Origin of the sequence: Streptomyces sp. NBC_00203, assembly GCF_045206325.1 — a bacterium.
Classification (GTDB): Bacteria; Actinomycetota; Actinomycetes; order Streptomycetales; family Streptomycetaceae; genus Streptomyces; species Streptomyces lutosisoli.
On sequence record NZ_CP108126.1, the window covers coordinates 1,098,578 to 1,114,920 of the forward strand.

Annotated in this window: 13 protein-coding genes; 7 read left to right on the forward strand and 6 right to left on the reverse strand. The window is 70.1% G+C overall.

Annotated elements, in window-relative coordinates:
- Positions 1–236 precede the first annotated feature (236 nt).
- The 3 genes from OG975_RS05285 to OG975_RS05295 are packed head-to-tail and all read left to right on the forward strand — an operon-like array spanning position 237 to position 3,845.
- Positions 237–1,658: a family 2B encapsulin nanocompartment shell protein gene (locus OG975_RS05285; RefSeq protein WP_406327785.1), complete on the forward strand. Its 1,422-nt coding sequence runs from the start codon at positions 237–239 to the stop codon at positions 1,656–1,658.
- Between the two features lie 5 nt (positions 1,659–1,663).
- A complete protein-coding gene (locus OG975_RS05290) occupies positions 1,664–2,938 on the forward strand; it encodes a family 2 encapsulin nanocompartment cargo protein terpene cyclase (RefSeq protein WP_406327787.1) in 1,275 nt (424 codons plus the stop codon).
- Positions 2,939–2,978: 40 nt separating this feature from the next.
- Positions 2,979–3,845, forward strand: coding sequence for a geranyl diphosphate 2-C-methyltransferase (locus OG975_RS05295; protein WP_406327788.1), 867 nt, complete (start codon positions 2,979–2,981; stop codon positions 3,843–3,845).
- 44 nt (positions 3,846–3,889) lie between these two features.
- Here the strand turns inward: OG975_RS05295 and OG975_RS05300 are convergent, their stop codons facing one another.
- On the reverse strand, positions 3,890–6,859 hold the full coding sequence (locus OG975_RS05300; RefSeq protein ID WP_406327789.1) for a carbohydrate binding domain-containing protein: 2,970 nt from the start codon (positions 6,857–6,859) through the stop codon (positions 3,890–3,892).
- 224 nt (positions 6,860–7,083) lie between these two features.
- On the opposite strand from OG975_RS05300, the gene OG975_RS05305 reads away from it, so the two are divergent.
- Positions 7,084–8,346: an alpha-L-fucosidase gene (locus tag OG975_RS05305; protein ID WP_406327791.1), complete on the forward strand. Its 1,263-nt coding sequence runs from the start codon at positions 7,084–7,086 to the stop codon at positions 8,344–8,346.
- Positions 8,347–8,356: 10 nt separating this feature from the next.
- Here the strand turns inward: OG975_RS05305 and OG975_RS05310 are convergent, their stop codons facing one another.
- Genes OG975_RS05310 through OG975_RS05330 form a run of 5 tightly spaced genes read right to left on the reverse strand, consistent with a single transcriptional unit; the run spans position 8,357 to position 13,158 of the window.
- On the reverse strand, positions 8,357–9,286 hold the full coding sequence (locus OG975_RS05310) for a PfkB family carbohydrate kinase (RefSeq protein WP_406327792.1): 930 nt from the start codon (positions 9,284–9,286) through the stop codon (positions 8,357–8,359).
- Positions 9,287–9,290: 4 nt separating this feature from the next.
- The gene (locus tag OG975_RS05315) at positions 9,291–10,307 is read right to left on the reverse strand and encodes an ADP-ribosylglycohydrolase family protein (RefSeq protein WP_406327793.1); all 1,017 of its coding nucleotides are present in this window, start codon (positions 10,305–10,307) and stop codon (positions 9,291–9,293) included.
- A gap of 51 nt (positions 10,308–10,358) precedes the next feature.
- Entirely contained in the window at positions 10,359–11,066 is a 708-nt protein-coding gene (locus tag OG975_RS05320) for a GntR family transcriptional regulator (RefSeq protein WP_406327794.1), read from the reverse strand.
- Positions 11,063–11,656, reverse strand: a complete 594-nt coding sequence (locus OG975_RS05325) for a cysteine hydrolase family protein (protein ID WP_406327796.1) — start codon at positions 11,654–11,656, stop codon at positions 11,063–11,065. Before OG975_RS05325 ends, OG975_RS05320 begins: the two co-directional genes overlap by 4 nt.
- Positions 11,653–13,158 (reverse strand): purine-cytosine permease family protein, encoded by a 1,506-nt coding sequence (locus OG975_RS05330; protein ID WP_406327797.1) that lies wholly within the window; start codon positions 13,156–13,158, stop codon positions 11,653–11,655. Before OG975_RS05330 ends, OG975_RS05325 begins: the two co-directional genes overlap by 4 nt.
- A gap of 224 nt (positions 13,159–13,382) precedes the next feature.
- On the opposite strand from OG975_RS05330, the gene OG975_RS05335 reads away from it, so the two are divergent.
- The 3 genes from OG975_RS05335 (at position 13,383) to OG975_RS05345 (ending at position 16,337) form a co-directional block, all read left to right on the forward strand.
- The gene (locus OG975_RS05335; protein WP_406327798.1) at positions 13,383–14,402 is read left to right on the forward strand and encodes a permease; all 1,020 of its coding nucleotides are present in this window, start codon (positions 13,383–13,385) and stop codon (positions 14,400–14,402) included.
- Positions 14,399–15,280 (forward strand): TIGR03943 family putative permease subunit, encoded by an 882-nt coding sequence (locus tag OG975_RS05340; RefSeq protein ID WP_406327800.1) that lies wholly within the window; start codon positions 14,399–14,401, stop codon positions 15,278–15,280. The genes OG975_RS05335 and OG975_RS05340 overlap by 4 nt, the downstream gene beginning before the upstream one ends.
- A gap of 79 nt (positions 15,281–15,359) precedes the next feature.
- Complete coding sequence (locus tag OG975_RS05345) at positions 15,360–16,337, forward strand: alpha/beta fold hydrolase (RefSeq protein ID WP_406327802.1); 978 nt, start codon at positions 15,360–15,362, stop codon at positions 16,335–16,337.
- The last annotated feature ends 6 nt before the right edge of the window (positions 16,338–16,343 follow it).

Genomic DNA, 16,343 nt, shown 5'->3' on the forward strand with positions numbered 1-16,343 from the left:
GGCTCGGCCATGGTGGGGCCGACGTGGGTCCAGTACGTGGCCACGTACCGCCCGGATACCGCCAAGCGGGCGCATCCGGGGGAACCGGGGGTGGTGCGGAGGCACTTCTCCACGCGACGTGCCTCGCACGCCCCGTGAGGCCATCACTCGCCGCGGCCGATCATGGGTAGCTGTAGGCGCGGAACGTGACAGTCCGGAAGCGTACTGTCACCGGTGCGACTGGAGAGAAGGAACCCATGTCGGTCGAGACCGATACGGCGCCCGCGGCGGGCGCCGAGGAACGGGAGCAACAGAGCCTCGGTACCGCCGCGGCACGGAACCTGACGACGACGACCAAGTCCGAACCCCAGATGCAGGGGATCAGTTCGCGGTGGCTGACCCGCATGCTGCCCTGGGTGGACGTGCCGGGCGGCACGTACCGCGTGAACAGACGTCTCTCGTACACGGTCGGCGACGGCCGGGTGACGTTCGTGAAAACCGGAGCGCAGGTCAGGGTCATCCCGGCGGAGCTGGGCGAACTCCCGCTGCTGCGCGGGTTTTCGGACGGCGGAACACTGGGTGCGCTGGCGGAGCGGTTCGAGCAGCGGGAGTACGAGCCCGGCCAGCTCATCGTGGAGGCCGGCACGACGGCCGACCATGTGTACCTCGTCGCGCACGGCAAGGTGGAGAAGGTCGGAGCGGGGCCCTACGGGGACGAGGCGGTCGTCGGTCTGCTGGCCGACGGCGACACCTTCGGCGGGCATGTGCTCGCCGGGCCGGACGGGGCCTGGGACTTCACGGCCCGTGCGGCGACGGCCACCACGGTGCTCGCGTTGCCGCACGCGGCGTACCAGGCGGTGGCGGAGCGGTACGACGGGCTGCGGGCGCATGTCGAGCGGGCCGGCTCCGACGGTTACCGGCCGCGCAACCGCTCGGGCGAGGCCGACATCGCGCTCAGCTCGGGGCATGTGGGCGAGCCGGATCTGCCCGGCACGTTCGTGGACTACGAACTGCGGCCGCGCGAGTACGAGTTGAGCGTCGCGCAGACCGTGCTACGGGTGCACACCCGGGTCGCCGATCTCTACAGCCGGCCGATGGACCAGACCCAGCAGCAACTGCGGCTGACCGTCGAGGCGTTGCGTGAGCGCCAGGAGTACGAGCTGGTCAACAACAGGGACTTCGGGCTGCTGCACAACGCCGACTACGACCAGCGGATCTCCACCCGTTCCGGGCCGCCGACACCGGACGACCTGGACGAGCTGCTCAGCATGCGGCGCGGCACCCGCTTCCTGTTCGCCCACCCGAGGGCGATCGCCGCGTTCGGCCGGGAGTGCAACAAGCGCGGCCTCTACTTCGGCGGTGTCGAGCTCAACGGCCATCATCTGCCCGCGTGGCGCGGAGTGCCGCTGCTTCCGTGCGGCAAGATCCCGGTCAGCCGGGCCCGTACGTCGTCGATCCTCGCCCTGCGCACCGGCGAGGACGACCAGGGTGTCATCGGGCTGTACCAGACGGGGATCCCGGACGAGGTCGCACCGGCGCTGAACGTACGGTTCATGGGCATCAACGAGCAGGCGGTCATCTCCTACCTGGTCAGCACCTACTACTCGGCCGCGGTGCTGGTGCCGGACGCCCTCGGCATCCTGGAGAACGTCGAGGTCTCCCGTTCGAGCGGGAGCTGACGCCCGTGTCCCTCATCTCCAGGACCCTCGCCCCTCCCGCGAGCCATGAGCTGGCGGAGGTCGTGACGGCACTGCTGTCGGAGCGGGTCACGGCCGAACCGCGGCTGCCGCTCGCCCCGCAGCCCTCGGGCACCCCACAACTACCGTCCACACCAACGGGGTTGGGCACCTCCGCGGCACGGCTCCCCCGCCCGACGCTGCCGCCGCGGCCCGGCGTCGTACGACCGTCGCAGCCGGACCTGCCCACCGGTCCCACCGGGCTGGGCACTTCGGCCGCCCGGACGTTCACTCCGGAAGCACCACCACCGCGGGAGCCGCCCTCCGTCGCGCCGGCTTCGCGGCTGTACTGTCCACCCGCCCTCCGTGACGACCCCGCCCTCGGCGAGACCGTCAACGAACGGCTGGTCGAGTGGGCCGCGGAGGTCGGCATCTATCCCGGCCAGCTCGACAAGGTGCGCAGGGCCGACTTCGGGCGGCTCATCATGCTCGCCCATCCGGAGTCCGACGACCCCGACCGGCTGCTGGCGGCGGCGAAGTGCGCGCTCGCCGAGTGGTCCGTCGACGACCACTATGTGGACGGCCTGGTGGAGGAGGCCCAGCACGAACTGCTGGGCCGGCGGCTGGCCATCGCCCACTCGGTGATCGACCAGGCTCACCTCCCGTCGGCGTACGCGCCGCAGTTGGAGGCGGTGGTCCGCAAGGACCCCGTGATGGTCGCCCTGCGTTCCGGCCTCGACAACCTCGCGCGGTACGCGACGAGCACACAGGTCCGCCGGCTCCGCAACGAACTGTCGATCATGTTCGTGGCCTACGGCCAGGAGGGCGTCTGGCACACGGCCGAACAAACCCCGCCGGTCTGGGAGTTCCTGATGCACCGGCACGAGAACAGCTTCGTGCCGTGCATGGTGCTCATCGACGCGGTCGCCGGATACGAGCTGCCGCAGGGCGAGTTCGCCGATCCGCGGGTGCGGCGGGCGTTCACGATGGCGGGCTCGGCGAGCGTGATCGTCAACGACCTGTACTCCATGGGGGTGGAGGACCCGACGGACTTCAGTCTGCCCCGGCTGATCGCCGCCGAGGACGACTGCTCCCTGGAGGAGGCGGTCGACCGCACCGTCGAGATCCACAACGAGCTCATGCACACCTTCGAGGCCGAGGCGGCCGCGCTCGCCCTCACCGGCTCCCCCGAGCTCCGCCGCTTCCTGGCCGGCACCTGGGCCTGGCTCGGCGGCAGCCGCGAATGGCACGCGGGCAGCGCCCGTTACGCCACCGCCGCCTGACATCCCGAAATCCCCCTTGTCGCAAGGAGATCGCTTCAGCATGTCTGTCACCGAAACGGAAAACACCGTGACCAGCGTCCTGCGCACCGCGTACCAGAAGTCGGTCGCCAACTACTGGAACGCGGAGAAGAACGACGTCAACCTCAAGCTCGGCGAGATCGACGACCTCTACCACCACCACTACGGCCTCGGCGACTACGACCCGTCCGTCCTGGAAGGCTCGGCCGAGACCCGCGAGCAGCGCATGATCGAGGAGATGCACCGCCTGGAGACCGCACAGGCGGACGTCCTCCTCGACCATCTCGGCGAGATCCGTCCGGAGCACCGTCTGCTGGACGCCGGCTCGGGCCGCGGCGGTACCAGCATCATGGCCAACGCCCGCTTCGGCTGCTCCGTGGACGGCGTCAGCATCTCGCAGCAGCAGGTGTCCTTCGCGAACGAGCAGGCCTCGCGGCGGGGCATCACCGACAAGGTGGGCTTCCACTTCCGCAACATGCTCGGCACGGGCTTCGACACCGGCTCGCGCCGGGCCATCTGGACCAACGAGACCACGATGTACGTCGATCTCTTCGAGCTCTACGGGGAGTTCGCGCGGCTGCTGGAGTACGGCGGCCGGTATGTGTGCATCACCGGCTGCTCGAACGACGTCCAGGGACTGCGTTCCAAGGCCGTGAGCAAGATCGACGAGCACTACACCTGCAACATCCACTCGCGCAGTGAGTACTTCAAGGCGCTGTCCGCGAACGGCCTCGTACCGATCAATGTCGTCGACCTCACGGCGGCGACCATCCCCTACTGGGAGCTGCGGGCCAGGTCCGAGGTGGCGACGGGGATCGAGGAGGCGTTCCTGACGGCGTACAAGGAGGGAAGCTTCCACTATCTGCTGATCGCGGCGGACCGCATCTGACACGGGTGTGGGGCCCGGACTTCCGAAGTCCGGGCCCCACACGGCTACTTCAGGTACGGCCCGTCACTTCCGATCTTCCCGGGCCCGTTCAGCACGTACACCCGGAGGTTGCCCTTCCCGGGTGCCGCCACGGACAGCGTGCCGTTCGAGACGGTCTTCACGTCACCGGTGACGGCGTCCGTGTAGGTGCCGTTCGGGATGCCGGTGTACGTCGCGTCGCCGGTGACCGTGACGAGCGCGAAGCTGTCCGTCGAACCGCTGGTGTAGCGGCGTTTGAAGGCCATCGAGCCGCTGACGCCGTCGGTGGAGTACTGGCCCATCTGGAGGGCCGGGATCGCCCGGCGGATCTGGTTGAGTCGCTGGAGGTGCTTGACCAGGGGTTGGGCGAGCGTCGTGGCGACCTCCCCGCTCGCGGAGTCCGCCTTGCTGAAATCGGAGGCCGTGACGCTTCCCGCGAGGTGGTCGCCGTAGTACGCGCGGCCGGTGGTCGCCAGCGGGCAGGTCGGGCCGCAGTCGATCTGCTTGCCCTTCTGGAACTCGATCTCCGAGCCGTAGTACAGCGTGGGGATCCCCCGGAAGGTCCACATCAGCGCCATGTTCTCGGCCCACGCGTCGGTGCCGCCGCTGTAGCGGGTGCTCGACTTGTTCGGGCCGTAGTCGTGGCTGTCGACATAGACGACGTTGTACGTCGCGTCGTTGACGGAGTCGTCGGAGTCCTTGCCGTTGTTGTAGGCGTTCTGCGCGTCACCGAAATTCATGTGCATGCGCATGTCGATGATGTTCATGCCGGAGAACTGGCTGCGGTCCGGGGTGTGGTAACTGTTGCCGCTCAGGAAGGCGTTGGTGGACGTCGGCTGATTACCCGTGCCCAACTGCTCTTCGTAGTTGTACTGCTCGATGGCCGCCGTGGCGTCGTCCGCGCTGTATTCCTTTCGCTCCTTCCAGGTGTAGAACTGCGCCGAGTGGTTGACGGACCCGCGGTTCCACTTGTCGTTGACGAACGCGCCGACCTCGCCGAAGACGAAGAAGTTCTTCGCCGCGTCGGTGCCGAACTTCTGGGTGACGCGGTCGTAGATGGCGGGCAGGAAACGGCGGTTCCAGGTGACGCGCGGAATGTGCACGGCGGTGTCGATGCGGAAGCCGTCGACGCCCATGTCGATGTACTTGTCGTACGCGCCGATCAGGTAGTTCTGGACGGTGGTGTTCTCGGTGTTGAAGTCGGCCAGGTCCTCGTGCAGCCAGCAGGAACGCGAGTCCTCGCCCTCCCAGTTGCCGATCCAGCACTGGTGGTAGTACGCCTTCGGGAACATGCCCGAAGTGGGGCTCGGCCACTGGCAGTTGTAGAGCGTGTAACCCTCGGAGCTCTTGGAGCCGGTGGGCTTGCCCCAGTTGAGGCAGGTGTTGCCTGAGGGTTCGGCCGTCGACCACAGGTCACCGTTGTAGTACGACTTTCCGGACTTGGGCTCGACGGTCAGACCGTCGTACTCGAAGCCCTCGTTCTTCTCGTCGTAGTACCAGCTCCACTCGGTGTCGCGGACCCCGTACACGGTCGGGGTGAACAAGCCCTTCGCGCCCCAGCGGGAGCTGTGGTTGTAGACGACGTCCTGGTAGATCTTCATGCCCTTGGCGTGGGCGGCGTTGATCAGGTCCTGGTAGGAGGCGCCGGCCGACTCCAGGCGCGGGTCGACCTTGTAGAAGTCGTAGCCGTGATAGCCGTGGTAGTCGTAGTCCGAGCGGTTGAGGACGACCGGGGTGATCCAGATCGCCGAGAAGCCGAGCGCCTTGACGTAGTCGAGCTTGTCGACCAGGCCCTTGAAGTCGCCGCGGAACATGGGGTCGTTGTTCGCGGCGTTGCCCGACTTCACGTTCTGGCTGCCGCCGCGGTTGTTCGAGCTGTCACCGTCGTAGAAGCGGGCGGTGAGGACGAAGTAGATCGGGTCCTTGCGGGGGTCCGTGCCGAGCGGTGTGCCGGAGGCCGGTTCGGGTGCCTTCGCGCCGGTCGTCGCGGTCGCCTCGGCCGAGACGGGCGAGGTGTTTCCTGCCGCGTCGACGGCCTTCACGATGTACGTGTAGGTGGTCTTCTCCTCAAGTCCCGTGTCGGAGTAGACCGTTGAGCCGATGTCGGTGACGACTGTGCCCTTGGTGCCGCCGGTGCGGGTGACCTGGTACTTGGTCACTGCCGTGTTGTCGGTGGAGGCGTCCCAGGAGAGCACGATCGAGGTGTTGGTGGCGCTCGCGGTGACCTTGGTGGGCGCGGTCGGGGCCTCGGTGTCGGGCGTCTCGGCGGCGCACGGGTCCTTGGCGTCGGCGGTGACCGTCTTGTCCTTCACGGTCGTGGTGCCGGTGGGGATGGTGTAGTCGGCGCTGTTGTTGTTGTCCCAGACGCCGTTGCCGTTGTTGAAGGCGGCCTTCAGCGAGGTCGCCGTGCCGATGTCGAGGGTCTTCTTCCACCAGCCCGTGCAGGCCGTCTCCATGCCGACGCCGGGGACCGTCGTCCAGGAACCGCCCGTGGGCGCGTAGTGGATGTTGGCGGTGGTCCAGCCGGAGGTCGCGGTCGAGTAGTAGACGGTGGCCTGGTTGCCGCTGCCCGTACCGGTGTCGGCGCACGGGTCGCTGTGGGCGATCACGCCGTCCTTGACGGTGATGGTGCCGGTGCCGAGCGCGTAGTTGTTGCCGCCGTTGTTGTCCCAGGTGCCGCTGCCGTTGTTGAAGGTGGCCTGGAGTCCGGTGGCCGAGCCCAGGTCGACGGTCTTCTTCACCCAGTCCGTGCAGGCCGTCTCCATCTGTACGCCGGGCACGGTGGTCCAGGAACCGCCGTCCGGCGCGTAGTGCAGGTAGGTGGCCGGCCAGTTCTTGGTCTTCGTGTAGTAGAAGACGGTCGCCGTGTTGGATGTGTCGGCCGTCTTCTCCATGGGTGTGGAGCCCGCGTCCGGTGGGATCAGTCCGAACAGCCCGGTCGCCGCCACGAACGCCACCAGCGGGCGCGTCAGCAGGCGTGGGGGTCTCCGTCTCATGGACGTCATGGGCGTCATGGGCGTCTCCAATGCGGGGCGGGGAGCGGGGAGTTGGATTGCAAGAAGAACCGGTAACTTCCTGAAAGCCCTTGCGGCCGGAAGCTACAGGGACATGACAGCCGCGTAAAGAGATCGCACAGCGCTCGGAAACCGGGGTGAAAACAGACCAGTAGTGGTGACCGGCGCCCACGCGCGGACCGAGCCTTGGAACCTAGCTTGGGCGCATGCCGATGCAACCCTGGTTCACCGATGCCAAGCTGGGCATCTTCATCCACTACGGCATCTACGCCGTCGACGGATGGGCCGAGTCCTGGTCCTTCTATACGGGCGAGGTCAGCCACGAGGAATACATGAAAGAGCTCGAAGGCTTCACCGCTTCGCGCTACGACCCGCAGGCCGGGGCCGAGCTCTTCGCCCGCGTCGGCGCCCAGTACGCGGTGCTGACCACCAAGCACCACGACGGTGTCGCCCTGTGGGACACCGCTCACGGCGACCTGAACGTCGTACGGCACACACCGGCCGGCCGCGACCTGGTCGGCGGATTCGCCGACGCACTCCGCGAGCGGGGCCTCAAGGTCGGCCTCTACTACTCGCACTCCGACTGGAACCACCCCGACTACCCGAGCATCCGGCACGTCAAGCCGGGCGAGACGCCGAGCCCGTACTCCCACGCCGAGCCCGGCAAGGAGGACCCGGCGGCCTGGGAGCGCTATCTGGCGTACCGCGACGGGCAGGTCGGCGAGCTCGTGGACCGCTTCCGGCCCGATCTGCTCTGGTTCGACGGCGAGTGGGAGCGCACCGAGGAGCAGTGGCGGATGCGGGAGCTGGCCGAGCTGATCCTCGCCGGCAACCCGGACACCGTCCTCAACGCCCGCATGCTCAGTTACGGCGACTACGCCACTCCCGAGCAGGGTGTTCCGCTCCAGGCACCCGACGGCCCCTGGGAGTTGTGCCTGACGGTCAACGACTCGTGGAGCTACCGGCCGAAGGACCGCGACTTCAAGTCGGTGCGCCAGCTGGTGCGTTACTTCACGGAGACGATCGGGATGGGCGGCAATCTGCTCCTCGGCGTCGGCCCCCGGGAGGACGGGACGATCCCCGAGGAGCAGGTCGAACGCCTGGAGGGTCTCGGCGCCTGGGTCACGAAGCATGCCGAGGCCGTGTACGGGACGGTCGCCGGGCTGCCCGCCGGGCACCACTACGGACCCAGCACCCTCTCCGCCGACCGGCGCACGCTGTATCTCATGTGTTTCGACGCGCCGCGCGAGTCCGTGTCGATCCGTGGACTGCGCAACGCGATCCGGCGGGTGACCGTCCTCGGCACGGGCACCGAACTGGGCCACCACGTCACGGGCGGCCTGGACGTGGTCCCCGGCGTGACCTGGATCGATGCCCCCGCCGCGGCCGACCTCGACGAGTACGCCACCGTGCTCGCCGTCGAGCTCGACAGGGAGCTGGACCTCTACCGGGGCACGGGGCGCGACTGAGGCCGGCCCGCTACCCGGGTGCGGGACGCGCCTGACGGAGGAACGCGTCGAGCGCGTCCGCTCCCGGCGCGGTCGCGGGCCCGGACTCCGTGACGGCCAGCGCGGCCGCCGCGTTGGCGCGGCGCGCCGCGGCGGCCGGGGCAAGTCCCCGCGCGAGGCCGGCCATGAAGACGCCCGTGTGCGCGTCGCCCGCGCCGTTGAGGTCGACGGCGCGGACGGCGAAACCGGGGATCGCGTCGAGTGTCCCGCCGTGATGCAGGAAGCATCCGTCGGAGCCGGTACGCACCAGGGCCGAGCCGCGCTTCAGCCGGGACCGCACGGCGTGGGCGGCGGCGGACGGGTCGTCGATTCCGGTGAGCAGCGCTGCCTCGCGGGCGTTGCAACTCCACCAGTCGGCGCGCGCCGTCAGCAACTCCAGTGCGTCAGAGGGAATGTCGCGCACCAGCGGCCCCGGGTCGACGATCACCGTGACGGCCGGGTCCAGTCGGGGCACCCAGGCGGTGAGGGCGGCGCGGTTGGCCTCGTACAGCAGGCTGTAACCGGAGAGGTAGACCAAGTCCCTTGCTGTGGGCCGGAGTTCGATGAGGTCATCGAGGGTCAGTGTCGCCTCGGCTCCCGGGCTGGTGACGAAGGTGCGCTCGCCCTCGGCGTCCACCAGGCAGACCACGAAGCCGGTGTCGCGTTCGGTGCGCGGGGCCAGCAGTACGTCGATGCCCTCGTCCCGCAGCGCGGCTCGCGCCCGGTCACCGAAGGGGCCGCTGCCGTGGGCGCCCGCGTATGTCACCGGCAGGCCCTGGCGGGCGGCGGCGGCCATGACGTTGAAGCCGCCGCCCGGTGCGCTCCGGGTGTCCGTGGCCAGCACGTCGCCGCCCCGCTCGGGCAGCGCGGGCACGGCGAGGACCAGGTCCATCATCACGTTGCCCAGGTGCAGAAGTCTCATGCGATCACTGCCGCCCGCGCAGCGCGAGCAGCGCCATGGCCGTCGCGTCGAGGTCGAGCTTGTTGACGCGGTCCAGGGTGGCCCGCGCGTCGGCGGGGAAGGCCTCGACCCCGTGACACGCGCCCCCGACGGCGCCCGCGACGGCGGCGATGGTGTCGCAGTCCCCGCCGACCGAAGCGGCGAGCAACACCGCCTGCCAGGGGTCGTCCTGACAGGCCGTCAGCACGGCGAAGGCGGCCGGTACGGACTCCTGGGTCGCCAGGCTGGTGCCCACCAGCGCGTACACCCGCTCGCACACGTCGGTCGCGGACAGTCCGCGTACGAGCCCGGTGGCCCAGACGATCCGCTCGGCCACGTCGGCTGCCGCCACCCAGTGCCCGCGCCCGGCCCCGAGGCGGGCCGCGCCGACCGCTGCCTCCACCGCCTCCGGCACGGACGCACCGTCAAGTCCCGCGCTGACCGCGGCGGCGACGGCCGCGGCGCCCGCGAGCGCGACGCCCGTGTTGTGGGTCAGCCTGCTGGCCTCGACCACTCGGTCCACCAGGGCGACCGGGTCCCGGGAGGGTACGGCGATGCCGACGGGCGCGATGCGCATCGCCGCGCCGTTGGTGGTGCCGTACCGGCCGACCTCGTCCACCGGCGTCCCCGCGAGGACCAGCTCCACCGCACGCTTGGTGGACGGGCCGAGCAGGTCGAGCGAACCGCGCGCCCGCATGTCGTCCTCCCAGGCCACCAGGCGCCGGGCCAGCTCCGCCGCGTCGACGGTTCCCTCGCCGTCGAGCAGCAACTGGGCCAGCAGCAGGGCCTGTTCGGTGTCGTCGGTGATGGCTCCGGCAGGCATCCCGGCGGCCAGCGGATGGTCCGGCGCGGCAGCGTGGAAGCCGGTCAGGACCGGCCCGTAGCGGGCGGTGATCCGGGGGCGGGACAGCATTTGCGTCGGCATGCCGAGGGCGTCACCGAGCGCGAGGCCGTAGAGGGCTCCGGTGGCGCGGCTGTGGAGGGTGGGGCTGATGGTGCTCATGGGTGCTTTCCGTGGTGGGGTCAGCGGAACTTCGGGGGCAGGTACCGGGCGTCAGCCGAATTCGAGGGACAGCTGAAAGTGGTCGGGGTCGAGCAGGCTCACGACATGTTCGACGAACGAGCCGTCGGCCGCGCGGCTCGTGCGCCGCGTGTCGAGGAACCAGTCCCCCGGCGCGCGGCGCAGCACCTCCGCCTCCCGGACGTCGATCCGCCGCCCGGCCAGACGCTGCTCACCGTGGTCCGGCCGCAGTCCGGCCCGCAGCATCACCTCGGTGAGCGAGAGGTCGCCGAGGCTTTGCTCCGGCAGTTCCCGGACACCTGGAACGGGCGGCAGGGAGCTGCGCTCGTACGAGATCACGGAGCCGTCCGCGACCAGCTCCCGGGTGCGCTCCACCCGGATGAACACGGGTGTGTCCAGGCCGAGCCGACCGGCCAGCTCCTCGTCGTGGACCTCCTCGACGGCGAGGGTCCGCACGCGCGTGTCGATGCCCTGGTCGGCCAGGGCGTGCGCCCAGCCGAGCCGGTCGTCCAGCGGGCGGCCGTCGAAGAGGACGTACGAGCCCTTGCCCGTGCGGGTGGCGATCAGCCCCGCTTCGTTCAGCTCGGCGAGCGCGGCCCGCACGGTGGTGCGGCTGACGCCGAAGCGCTGGGCGAGGGCGTGCTCGCCCGGCAACTGCTCCCCCGCCGGGCGGTGTCCGCTGCGGATCTCCTTCGCGAGCGCCTCGGTGATCTGCTGGTGCTTGAGCCGGACCGCGGTCATTCCGCGCCCCCTGCGAGCACCTCGTCCACGGTGACGACGCGGATCAGCGGCCGGTACAGGTCCATCACCTGGAGGGCCTTGGCGTGCGAGTCGTCGTCGACGCCCGCGCAGGCGTCGGCCACCACCAGCACCTCGACTCCGGCGTCGGCGGCCGCGAGCGCGGTGGACAGCACACAGCAGTCCGTGCTGACTCCGGCCAGGACCAGCCGTCCGTCGGTGCCCAGGCGTTCGGTCAGTTCGGGGGTCCACTTGCCGAAGGTCGTGGCGTCCACCAAGTGCTGGGCACGTGCGGCGAATTCGTCCGTCAGCTCCCACAGCCGGGCCTGCGGCGGCTGGAGCGCGAAGGGCCACTGGTCGTAGTACGCACGCCAGGCCCCGAAGGGCTTCTCGGGCGCGAGGAAGCGGGTGAAGGTGACGCGGTCACCGAAGGCCGGCAGCAGTCGCCGTACGCCGTCGGCCGCGTCCTCGAACCGCGGGGTCGCCCACGGGCTGTCGGGCTCCGCGAAGACACGCTGCATGTCGATGACGGCGAGCAGGCCGTGCGGTGTCCCCGGGGCCCCGCGCTCAGCCGGTGTGTTCTCCGTGCTCACGCGCTGACCACCTGCTCGCTCGCCGCCGGGCTCGGGTCCTGTCGCTCCTGGGCGCGCACCCGGCCGCGGCCGAGGGCCAGGGTGCCGAGGAAGCCGAGGGCGAGCGCGAGCAGGACGCCGAGGTTGGCGTAGGCCCAGGCGCCGGTCTTGCCGCCGAGTCCGAACGGGTCGAGCAGATAGCCCTGCCACTCCAGCCAGCTCGCGGCGGAGTTGGTGACCAGGCCCCAGCCGAGCGCGGTGGCGGCGAGGGTGAGCAGCAGCGGCTGCAGCGGGACATCGCCGTAGCGGCCGCCCGGACGGAACAGATCCCCCTCGTCGTAGTGGCGGCGGCGCATCGCCAGGTCGGCCAGCATGATCCCGCACCAGGCGGCGACGGGGACGCCCAGTGTGGTGAGGAAGCCGATGAACTGGCCGAGGAAGTTGTCGGTGAAGAAGACGATGTAGACCGAGCCCGCGATCATCAAGACACCGTCGACGAGCGCCGCCAGATAGCGCGGCACGCGCAGACCGGCGGACAACAGGGCCAGGCCGGAGGAGTAGATGTCCAGGACCGCGCCGCCCACCAGGCCGAGCACGGCGACCACGGCGAAGGGGACCAGGAACCAGGTCGGCAGGATCGTGGTCAGCGCGCCGATCGGGTCGATGGCGATGGCCTTGCTGAGGTCTTCGGAGGAGCCCGCGAGAAGCAGTCCGAAGACCAGCAGGAGCAGCGGTGCCACCGAGGCGCCGAAGGTGGTCCAGCCGATCACGCCCCGGCTGGAGGAGGAGCGCGGCAGATAGCGCGAGTAGTCGGCGGCGGCGTTGACCCAGCCGAGTCCGAAGCCGGTCATCATGAAGACCAGGGCGCCGATGAACTCCTGCGCGGAGCCCGCGGGTACGGAGCTGACGGTGTGCCAGTGGATGTGGTCGGCGACCAGCGCTATGTAGACGACGGTGAGTACGCCGGTGACGACCGTGATGACCGTCTGCAGCCGCATGATCAGGTCGAAGCCCATCACCCCGCCGACCACGATCAGCGCGCCCACCAGGATCAGGGCGACCACCTTGGTCTGGGTGCCGCCGCCCCAGCCGAGCCGCCCGAAGACGGTCGCTGTGGCCATCGTGGCGAGCGCCGTGAGCACGGTCTCCCAGCCGACGGTCAGTATCCACGAGATCACCGAGGGCAGCCGGTTCCCCCGTACGCCGTAGGCCGCCCTGCTGAGCACCATCGTCGGCGCGGAGCCCCGCTTGCCCGCCACCGCGATGAAGCCGCAGAGGAGGAAGGAGAAGACGATGCCGATGACTCCGGCGGCCAGCGCCTGCCAGAAGGAGATGCCGAAGCCGAGCGCGAAGGCGCCGTAACTGAGGCCCAGGATCGAGACGTTGGCCCCGAACCAGGGCCAGAACAGCGTCCGCGGGGTGCCCTTGCGCTCGGCGTCGCCGATCACGTCGAGCCCGTGCGTCTCCACCTGGAGCTGCCGGCCGGCGGATCTGCTGTCGAGGGAATCCAGGGAATCTGCCATCGTCGACCTACCTGTCTAGACGTGTTCAGTGGAGGGTAGGCCGACCGCCTGGGACCGTCAAGAGACATGAGCGGACCGGCATCGGCCCGCGGAGGTGGGATGCGCCGATTCGCGGGGCTCGCCGATTCACCGGGACTCGCGGTGAGAAGCTGTGCCCGAACCGGCGTACTCAAGGTCGAGGGGCACCAGCCACCGAGCCCTTCCCTACCGGAGGTACCTCACCCGTGACCATCACCAAGGCAGCCCCGCCCCCGGTCGACCACCGCGAGGCGGCCGACCGGCAGGGCTGGCGGGGCTGGCAGTTCAACTCCCCGCTCGTCCTGACCATGCTGCTGCTCCTGGTGGTCGCATTGCAGGGGACGGTGCGCCGGGCGCTGTCGGCGCCGGTGATGCAGAGCTGGATGACCGTGTTCGTCGCGGTGGTGATCCAGGCCCTGCCCTTCCTCGTCCTCGGTGTGCTGCTGTCGGCGGTCATCGCGGTGTTCGTCCCGCCGTCGTTCTTCGCCCGCGCGCTGCCCAGCCGGCCCGCCCTCGCGGTGCCGGTCGCCGGGATGGCAGGTGCGATCCTGCCCGGCTGCGAGTGCGCCTCCGTGCCGGTGGCCGGGGCGCTGGTACGCCGGGGCGTCACGCCGGCGGCGGCGCTGGCGTTCCTGCTGTCCGCTCCCGCGATCAACCCGATCGTGCTGACCGCCACCGCTGTGGCGTTTCCGCGTAATCCGGAGATGGTCCTCGCCCGGTTCGTGGCGAGTCTGCTCGTGGCGTGCGCGATGGGGTGGCTGTGGCAACGCCTCGGCCGCACGGACTGGTTGCGCCCACCGGCCCGCCCGGCGCACGAGGGCCTCGGAAAGGGGGCGGCGTTCTGGGGGTCCGTACGGCACGACGTGATGCACGCCGGCGGGTTCCTCGTCGTCGGCGCGATGGCCGCGGCCACACTCAAGGCCGTCGTACCGGCGAGCTGGCTGCACGCCGCGGCCGGCAACCCCGCGGTGTCGGTCCTCGCCCTGGCGGTCCTCGCCGTGCTGCTGTCGATCTGCTCGGAGGCGGACGCGTTCGTGGTCGCGTCGCTGTCCCAGTTCTCGCTCACCGCACGGCTGGCGTTCCTCGTCGTCGGACCGATGATCGACCTCAAGCTGTTCGCCATGCAGGTCGGCACGTTCGGCCGCGGATTCGCCCTCCGGTTCGCCCCCACCACCTTCGCCCTGGCGATCCTCATGTCGGTCCTGGTCGGGACGGTGCTGCTGTGAACCGGCAGGCGCAGGCGGCGGTCCTCTTCCTGGTCGGCGCCGCGGTGCTGCACGCGGGCAGCACCGATCTCTATCTGCGGTACGTCAAGGCGGGGTTGCAGCCCTTGCTGCTCGGAGCGGGCGTGGTGCTGATCGTCGCGGCTGTGGCCACGGTCTGGTACGAGGTGCGGGCGGGACGTTCGGGGCGTGGGATGCGCTGGCTGCGCGGGGCGCGTTCGGCACAGGGAGACGGCCTGCCCAAGGCCGAGGACGACGACGTACACGTGGAGGGAGACGGGAGCGGAGACGGAGACAGCCACCGGGACGGCCTTGGGGACGACCTTGGGGACAGCCATGGCGATGAGCACGGGCACGGGCACGGACACGGACACCGTGAACCGCGTATCTCCTGGCTTCTCATCCTCCCGCTGCTCGCCCTGATCCTGGTCGCCCCGCCCGCCCTGGGCTCCTACAGCGCCATGCGCACCGGCACGGCCCTGCAAGCACCGTTCGGCTACCCCGCCCTCCCCGCCGGCGACCCGATCCCGCTCGGCCTGGTCGACTACGCCGGCCGCGCCGCCTACGACCACGGGCGCTCCCTCGGCGACCGGCGGATCAAGATCACCGGCTTCGTGGCCCTCGACCGCAGCGGTACGCCCTACCTGGTCCGCATGGCCCTGAACTGCTGCGCCGCAGACGCCCAGCCCGTCAAGATCGGCCTGTCCGGACGGATTCCGCCCGTCCTCCAGCCCGACACCTGGCTCGAAGTCACCGGCACCTACACCAGCAAGCGGACCAAGGATCCCGTCAATGGCGGCATCATCCCGTTCCTCAAGGTGAGCCAGGCCAGGCCGGTGCCGACGCCGCGCGACCCGTACGACGAGAGCTGGAACAACTGATTTCGTTCAGCCGGGCGTTCGGCTGCCGTCCGCCACCGGCTCGGTGGCGGACGGCAGCGCCCCCGGTCAGGCTGAGGCCATGCGACAACGCCTGCCCGTCGGGATGCTGGCGCCGACCGCCGCGGCGCTGATGCTGCTGTCCGGCTGTGACACCCTCCCGGCCGCCCGCGCCGTGACGGAGACAGCGACCGCCTCCGCGGTCGCGGCGGCGACCGCGGCGAGCGGTGACGTGACTCGGCAGGTGGACATCGGCGGTGGCCGGAAGCTCTATCTGCACTGCCGGGGAAGCGGCAGTCCGACCGTCGTCCTGGAGTCGGGGCTCCACGACTCCTCCGACACCTGGAGCATCACGGACACCCGCCCGCCCGTACCGAAGGCCCCGGCGGTCTTCCCGGGCGTCGCGGAGTTCACCCGTGTCTGCGCCTACGACCGGCCCGGCACGGTCCGGTACACCGAACCCCCGGCTCTCACCACGCGCAGCACCCCGATGGCCGGTACGCGCTCGCTCCAGGACATGGCCCGCGACCTGGACAAAGTGCTGACGTCGGGGCACGTGCCCGGCCCCTACCTGCTGGTGGGCCACTCCTTCGGGGGAATGATCACGCGGTTGTACGCGCAGCAGCATCCGGAGCGGGTCGGCGGTCTCGTCTTCGTCGACTCGTTCGGTACGGACATCGAGCCGCTCTTCGGCACGGACTGGGCCGCGTACGTGCGGCTGCTCAACCATCCGGGCACGCCCTTCGACAACGACCCGGCATTCGAGACCGTCGACATCGGCGGCGCCGTCACGGCGGTCGACCGTGCCGGTCCGCTGCCGAAGGTGCCGCTCGCCGTTCTCAGCAAGACGGAACCCTTCGCCGCCCCGGCGGGAACCCCGAAACAGCTGCTGGCGCGCTTGGAGGCGGCCTGGCCCCGGGTGCAGCAGACGCTGGTGGACCTGGCACCGCAGACCCCTCACCTGCTCGCGACGGGCAGCGACCATTACGTGCAGGTCCACGACCCCGACCTCACGATCAGCGCGATCCGGCTCGTCGTGGGCCGGACCTCGCACGCTTGATCCCGC

Coding starts and splice junctions, on each gene's coding strand:
- OG975_RS05295 (WP_406327788.1), top strand. CDS start 2,979: ATGTCTGTCACCGAAACGGAAAACACCGTGACCAGCGTCCTGCGCACC.
- OG975_RS05305 (WP_406327791.1), top strand. CDS start 7,084: ATGCCGATGCAACCCTGGTTCACCGATGCCAAGCTGGGCATCTTCATC.
- OG975_RS05330 (WP_406327797.1), bottom strand. CDS start 13,158: ATGGCAGATTCCCTGGATTCCCTCGACAGCAGATCCGCCGGCCGGCAG.
- OG975_RS05310 (WP_406327792.1), bottom strand. CDS start 9,286: ATGAGACTTCTGCACCTGGGCAACGTGATGATGGACCTGGTCCTCGCC.
- OG975_RS05315 (WP_406327793.1), bottom strand. CDS start 10,307: ATGAGCACCATCAGCCCCACCCTCCACAGCCGCGCCACCGGAGCCCTC.
- OG975_RS05300 (WP_406327789.1), bottom strand. CDS start 6,859: ATGAGACGGAGACCCCCACGCCTGCTGACGCGCCCGCTGGTGGCGTTC.
- OG975_RS05320 (WP_406327794.1), bottom strand. CDS start 11,066: ATGACCGCGGTCCGGCTCAAGCACCAGCAGATCACCGAGGCGCTCGCG.
- OG975_RS05285 (WP_406327785.1), top strand. CDS start 237: ATGTCGGTCGAGACCGATACGGCGCCCGCGGCGGGCGCCGAGGAACGG.
- OG975_RS05345 (WP_406327802.1), top strand. CDS start 15,360: ATGCGACAACGCCTGCCCGTCGGGATGCTGGCGCCGACCGCCGCGGCG.